Annotated in this window: 5 protein-coding genes; 1 reads left to right on the top strand and 4 read right to left on the bottom strand. The window is 67.9% G+C overall.

Annotation, left to right across the window (positions count from 1 at the left end):
• The coding region (locus MJ785_RS15620) for a hypothetical protein (protein ID WP_239381497.1) at positions 1 to 526 on the top strand (526 nt) is incomplete at its 5' end.
• A gap of 10 nt (positions 527 to 536) precedes the next feature.
• Here the strand turns inward: MJ785_RS15620 and MJ785_RS15625 are convergent.
• The 4 genes from MJ785_RS15625 to hemG form a co-directional block, all read right to left on the bottom strand.
• The gene (locus tag MJ785_RS15625) at positions 537 to 1,307 is read right to left on the bottom strand and encodes a bifunctional 2-polyprenyl-6-hydroxyphenol methylase/3-demethylubiquinol 3-O-methyltransferase UbiG (RefSeq protein WP_239381499.1); all 771 of its coding nucleotides are present in this window, start codon (positions 1,305 to 1,307) and stop codon (positions 537 to 539) included.
• Positions 1,308 to 1,328: 21 nt separating this feature from the next.
• Positions 1,329 to 2,777, bottom strand: a complete 1,449-nt coding sequence (locus tag MJ785_RS15630; protein ID WP_308127773.1) for a sugar transferase — start codon at positions 2,775 to 2,777, stop codon at positions 1,329 to 1,331.
• 920 nt (positions 2,778 to 3,697) lie between these two features.
• Positions 3,698 to 4,483, bottom strand: coding sequence for a hydrogen peroxide-dependent heme synthase (hemQ, locus tag MJ785_RS15635; RefSeq protein WP_239311775.1), 786 nt, complete (start codon positions 4,481 to 4,483; stop codon positions 3,698 to 3,700).
• A gap of 73 nt (positions 4,484 to 4,556) precedes the next feature.
• Positions 4,557 to 5,954, bottom strand: coding sequence for a protoporphyrinogen oxidase (hemG, locus tag MJ785_RS15640; protein ID WP_239311773.1), 1,398 nt, complete (start codon positions 5,952 to 5,954; stop codon positions 4,557 to 4,559).
• Positions 5,955 to 6,085 lie beyond the last annotated feature (131 nt).

Here is a 6,085-nt window from a genome sequence, read left to right on the forward strand (position 1 = left end):
AGACGAGTACCGGCACAACCCGCACGGGGCGCCGGAGATGTATTTCGCCCGCTCCCCCGCATGGACCTTCCTGCAACGCAGCGTGGTCAAGGCGGTGGAACCGCTGCGCCGAGGGCGGTTGCGAGAGGTCGGCCCAGCCGGCGACAATCTACGCGCGGTGGTGGACGGCCGGCTCCCATCCCACCCGGCCGCCGTGGCCCAGCTCGCCCGTTACGGCTACGACGAGGTAGCCGATGCCGGCTGCGACCGGTTCAATCCCCATGTGACGCTCGCCTGGCCCGATGACCCGAACTCCCGGGTCGACCTGATGGAACTGCCGCCGGCACAGGTGTACTCCGGTGTCCTTACCGAGCTGGCGGTGTACGGCATGAGCCCGTACGGCACCTGTACGGTCGGCCACGCGACGTTCCCGCTGCACGCACCGGCTTCGCTGGCGGCGGCAGCCACGGGTGATGACCGTCCAGGAATCTTTGAGACCGCCGTTCGCGCGGGAAAAAACATGATCGCTCGCCCGCTGGCCACCTAACCGCTAACCGCTAACCGGTCCCGGAGCCCGGCGACAGCGCACACCTACCGGGTCGACGCACCCCCGCCCCGTCCGCAGCCTTGACGCCCGCGAGCACCAGGGAACCGCCGATCGACGGAAACAGCCGCGCGAGGAACCGTACCGACATGCTCCGCTCGTCTCCGCCCACCACCACGTAGTTGGAGCGGAACCCGGTCAGCCGAAACCCACAGACGTGAAAAGTCCGCGCCAGTGACGAGTAGGTGAACGGGCGTATGTGCAGCTTCAGATACGGGTGGTGGGGGTCGATCTGCCGAGGGTTCCGCCCGAACAGGAAACGAACGCGGTCCTGCAGGGTGGCGAGATTCGGCGTGGTGACCACCAGCGCACCGCCGGGGACCAGCACCCGCCAGCATTCCCGGAGAAACGCGACCGGGTCGAAGAGATGTTCGATGATCTCACCGGCGAAGACACCGTCCACGCTGGCGGACCGCAACGGCAGCGGGCGCGAGAGGTCGGCTCGCACCATCGGGATCTGCCAGAACGCCGCCTGGCCGGGCAGGTGGGCGTCCATATCCACCATGACGGTGTGGGCGCCACGCCGACGCAGTTCTTCGCTCACGGCGCGCCCCCCGGCACCCAGATCGACGATCAGGGGCCGGGCGGCCCGGCGCCGCGTCTCCCGCGTCAACAGGTCCACGGCATCCGCCACCCGGCGTGCATGGTAAGCGGTAGCGAGATACTCGGCGACCTGCGTTCCGTCCGCGTAGGAACGTAGGTTCGCGGCGAGGATCGGGTCCATCCCTCTCCCGGGTACTCCTGGTCAGTAAGCGCCCTCACGGCGTACGACGGCGAACAGCGTCCGCCAGAGAATCACAAAGTCCATGGCCAGCGACCAGTTCTCGACATAACGCAGGTCGAGGCGGATCGACTCGTCCCACTCAAGATCAGAACGACCGCTGATCTGCCACAGCCCGGTGAGGCCCGGTTTGACCATCAACCGGCGATGCACGTCGCCCTCGTACTTCGCCACCTCCGACGGCAGCGGCGGCCGCGGGCCGACCAGCGACATACTTCCGTTCAAGACGTTGAACAGCTGGGGCAGCTCGTCCAGCGACCACTTGCGCAGGAAGCGCCCGACCGGAGTCACCCGCGGATCGTTACGTATCTTGAACAGCAGTCCCTCGGAACGCTCATTCTCCTCGCGAAGCTCTTCCAGGCGCGCTTCGGCATCGACGTACATCGAGCGGAACTTGTACATCCGGAACGTGTCGCCACCGCGACCGACCCTGGTCTGCTTGAAGATCGCCGGACCTCGGCTGTTCAGCCGGACGGCGATCGCTATCCCTAACAGTAACGGCGCGAAAATCATGACTGCCCCCAGCGCCAGCAGGCGGTCGACCAGCGCCTTCAAGACCCGCCGGGCACCGGTGAGTTCTGGTTCCTCAATATGGAGGAGCGGTAGTCCGGCCACCGGGCGGATCGAGATACGGGGGCCGGTGACGTCAGTAAGCGCGGAACTCACCAGCACATCGACGTCGCTGCCCTCGAGCGCCCACATGACCTGTCGAAGCATGTCGCTGTCCATCTGCGGACAGATGGCGACGGTCGTCGCCCTGGTCGCCTGGATCGCGGTGTGAAGGCTGTGCAGCGTTCCGACAATGGGAACCCCGAGCAGGTCGAAGCCGCTTCGTTCCGGCAGATCATGACTGTGGCGGCCCGGTGACCGGTCAAGGCAGACCCCGACCACCGACCATCCGGACGTCGGGTCATGGTGGGCCAGGCGGACGAGCGTCGCCGCGGACTCACCAGCACCGACAACCAGCACCCTGTGCAGGCAGCGACGATTACGTCGCATGTGGTGAAGGATGGCGCGCCCACCGGTCCGACCGACAAGCGACAGGATGGTGGCGGTGGGAAACGCAATAAGAATATAGCTTCGAGCAATCTCCAGCTTTGTCGCGTAGGAAATTACCGCGACGCACGCGGTGACCCGGGCCGCCGCGTTCACAACCCGCTTGAACTCCTCCGATCCACCACCGAGGAAACGTCCCTCATAGGCACGCCCGAATGCCATGGACAACGTCCAGGCCAGCGGCAGAACGCCGCTCATCAGGATGTACGGCCACGAGGACTGGACCGGATTGTCACCGAAACGCACAAAAAAAGCCATAACCGCGGCGAGTACGCAGCCTAAAAAGTCGAACACGACGAGAAGGCGGACATACCTGCGCTCCCAGGCAACCTGAGCACGGTAGCCCACCCGTTCCATGGCACCCGTAGCCGCGGAGTCCGGGACCGCGGGCCGACGCCGACGAGGCTGTCTGGCGCCCTCCGGCATGTCGCCGAAGTCGGGATCAGCCTGATCCCAGACGTCGAAACCGCGGACAAGAGGCGCCAAGCCGGCCCCTGTTGATGCCCGAGCGTCATCGGGCATTGTCTCCGTCACTGCCAGCCCCCCAGGACTCGGACACATTCTGACTGTTTGCAATCATAGGACCCCGATCCGCTCAATCAGGGAGCCCGTCAGCGGCACTCCGTCACGACCGGGTGGATGTACCCGCTCGCATCGTCGTGGCCACCGCGAACCAGCACCGATCGCCCCGGGAGCGGCCCCCGCCACGGCCGCCCAGGCTCCGTCGAACACCGTGACGGGCGGGTCGGATATCTGAACTCGATCTCCGGCAGCGCGTGCTCCGTTCCCCGGTACGGCATGGACGCGATCGCGCGGCAGGTCCGACAGGCCGCGGCAGAACCGATCGCGGTGAGTCCAGAAACCCACCCGTTCCAACAGATCGGTAAACCGAGCCGCCGCGTTCCGGCCGCCGTTGTCAGATCCTACGGGAACCGCGAAAGACATGTCGGGCCAACCGTACTGGATTACCACGCGGAAAACCGTACCAATACCACTCGAGAAGCAATCCAGCGACCCCCTTGAGGTTACCGGGGGCGGTCGACGAGGTGACGAGCGCTGAACATCCACGAACTTACGGTGACCAATGGTAGCAGAGAATCACAGCCAACCGCGATCAGTGGCCAAGTTACGCGCCGTAATTGCAGCATAATATGCAGTTTACCCGAAAGATCTCCCCGCCGGCGGATCAGAACGTGACCCGCCCAGCGGAAGAACGGGTACGAGAAGTAGCAAAGATCATCATTCCGCCGGCGGGGGTCTCCACCGCGGCACAGACTCTACGGCAGCGCCGCGACGAGATCCGCGACCGGCTTGCGGACACCGGTGAAGAACGGCGTCTCCAACCGGGTGTGTGCCCGTGCCCGGCTGCCGCGCAGGTGCCGAAGGCAGTCGACGATCCGGTGCAGCTCGTCCGCCTCGAAGGCCAACAACCACTCGTAGTCACCGAGGCCGAAGGCAGCCACCGTGTTCGCCCGGACATCAGCGAACTCCCGGCCCATGATCCCGTGTTCGGCGAGCATACCCCGACGTTCGTAGTCCGGCAGCAGATACCACTCCAGTGACCTGTTAAACGGATAAACACATACGTAGGGCCGGGGATCCTCGCGCCGGACGTAGGCGGGAACATGGTTGCGGTTGAACTCGGCCGGCCGGTGCAGGCCGACCCCGGACCACACCGCGGTCATGCTCCGTCCCAGCGCGCTCTGGCGGAACCGTTGGTAGGTCTCCTGCAACAGATCCGGATCCGGGCTCGTCCACCACAGCAGGAGGTCGGCATCCGCGCGGTAGCCGCTGAGGTCATAGACACCGCGGGTGTAGACGTCCTTGGCCAAGGCCCCGGCGAGCAGGCCTTCCACCTCCGCAATCACGGCGCCGCGGTCCGCGGGCAGCGGGTCCCGCGCCGCAAAGACCGACCAGGAAGTGTAAAGAAGCTCGGCGTTAAGATCGCGTGCGGATGGCGCGTCCGTACGCGCGGCAGTCTCGGTGCTGGTCTGCGCGGAGCCTCCGGCCGTACGGAAAGAATCATGATTATTCGGCTGGCGGCCGCTCGAAGTCTCGGACATGGCCCAATTGTCGCCCAGCCGGAGCCGCCTGACCCGGTGGTGCCAGCACCGCGTCAGTGCCGTCCGCTGGTTCTCACCGCCCGGCGTGGTCCGCCCGCACAGCGTCGTCAGCGCGCAGCACCGCTTCCGCCGCGGCCTCACCAGACCGGATACACGCCGGGATGCCGACCCCGTCGTAGCCGGCGCCGGCTAGCGCGATGCCGGCGGGCAGCGCCCGGCGCGCAGCCGCGGTCCGGTCCAGGTGACCAGGCAGATACTGCGGGAGCGCGTCAGGCCAACGGGTCACCCGGCTGGCCGCCGGGCGACCCGTCAACCCGGTCGTGCTGGCGAGCTCGGCCGCGACCACACCGGCAAGCTCGACATCAGCACGCTCCAGGTCACGTACATCACCGGCACGCCCGACGCTGGCCCGCACGATCGTGGCATCCGTACCGGCCGACAGCTGCGGCCACTTCGCGGACATGAACGTGGCCGCCTTGACGACCCCGCCCGCACGCGGCGGCACCAGATAACCGCTGCCGGGCGGTAGCCGCGCTTCACGGTAGAGAAAAGTGATCAGTGCTACCGACGCGTAAGGGACAGCGGCCAACGGTGCGGCGGCGTGCGGCGCCACCCGGGCCAGCAGCGCGCGGGCCACCGGCACGGGTACAGCGATGATCACCGCGTCGGCGTCGATGTCCCACTCGCCCGGCGCGCCGGTACCAACGACGGTGATCCGCCAACCGGCGGTTGTCCGGCTCACCGCGCGAACCGTCGTGCCCAGCAGGATCTTTGCCGCGCTGGCATCGGCGACGGCCGCGGCGAACCGTCCGAGGCCGCCGCGGACCGAGGCGAACACCGGCGCGCCCGTGGGGTCCGCGGGCGCGGTGCGCGCCCGCACCCGGCGCGCTCCGAGCAGCAGCGAACGCTCCTCGGACATGATCGGGGTCAGCTGCGGGACCGTGGCACGCAGGGACATGGCATCGGCCCGCCCCGCGTACACCCCGCCGAGCAGCGGGTCGACGAGCCGCTCGACGATCTCGCGGCCGACCCGCGCACCCACATAGCCGCCGACGGTGGGGTCCTCCGGCAGGGCTGTCCGCGGCAGCACCAGGTCGGCGGCCGCACGGATCAGACCGGCCGGTGAGAGTACCCGCGAGCGGATCAGGCCGATCGCGTCGGTCGGCACGCCGAGCAGGGTCCGCGGCGGCAACGGCCGCAGCCGGCCGGAGATCAGCAACGACGCTGCCGTGGTCGCCGGATGGACGATGTCGTGCCCCAGCCCCACATGGCGGGCGAGGCGCACGGCGTCCGGGACACGGGCGAGGAACGACTCCGCGCCCTCTTCGATGGGGAGCCCCTCGAACGGGGTCGTCCGCAGTTTGCCTCCGACACGGTCACCGGACTCGACCACGGTGATCTCGGCCCGGCCCCGCAGCGCATGCGCCGCGGCCAGCCCCGCGATGCCCGCTCCGACCACGACGACCCGCATGCGGACCCGCTCCTCCCGATCGCGGCCGCCAGCCCGGTGCGGCCGCCGCGAGTCCAGTCTCCCTCCGTACCCGGCGGCCGGTTCAGGCCGCCCCGAGAATGTGCGGTATCAGCACATGCCGGCGACCGACC

Source organism: Protofrankia sp. CiT1, from assembly GCF_917627335.1.
GTDB lineage: Bacteria > Actinomycetota > Actinomycetes > Frankiales > Frankiaceae > Protofrankia.